Genomic DNA, 621 nt, shown 5'->3' with positions numbered 1-621 from the left:
GGACCTACGACGCCCGAGGTCAGTCGACCGGCATGACCCAGAGCGGCGGCGGCCTCAGCCGCAGCACCTCGACGACCTACGACGCCTTCGGTCGCGCCATCACGCGCACCGACGCACGCGGCACCACCACGAGCATCGGCTACGACCGCCTGGGTCGGGTGATCAGCCAGTCGACCACGGTCAGCGGCCGGGTCGAGGCCAGCAGCCTGTCCTACGACGCCTACGGCCGGATCCTCACCCAGACCGATGCGCTGGGCAATGTCACGACCTACGCCTACGACGACACCAGCCGCTCAATGACGGTGACCTCGCAAGAGGGCGTGTCGATCACCACCACGCGCAATCGCCATGGCGAGACGGTGACGGTGAGCCAGGCGCTGCCGGGCGGCGGCACGTCGACCACGACCACGGCCTATGACAAGGACGGCAACGTCACCAGCGTGACCGACGCGCTGGGCAAGATCACGAACAACGAGTACGACACCCGTGGCCTGCTCGCGGCGACGGTGGATGCCAGCGGACGTCGCGTGGAGTACCGCTACGACGCGGCGGGTCGCATGCTGCAGCGGATCGAGGATCCGGGTGCGGGCAAGCTCAACCTGACCACGACCACCGCCTACG

The 621-nt window shown here is 68.6% G+C and carries 1 pseudogene; it reads left to right on the top strand.

Annotated elements, in window-relative coordinates:
- Positions 1-32: 32 nt before the first annotated feature.
- Positions 33-621: pseudogene (locus ACFQ0E_RS19240) on the top strand (hypothetical protein); the annotation flags it as partial.

The organism is Lysobacter brunescens, from assembly GCF_042677005.1.
Taxonomy (GTDB): Bacteria; Pseudomonadota; Gammaproteobacteria; order Xanthomonadales; family Xanthomonadaceae; genus Lysobacter_I; species Lysobacter_I brunescens.
This window is presented reverse-complemented; position numbering and strand designations above follow the sequence as displayed.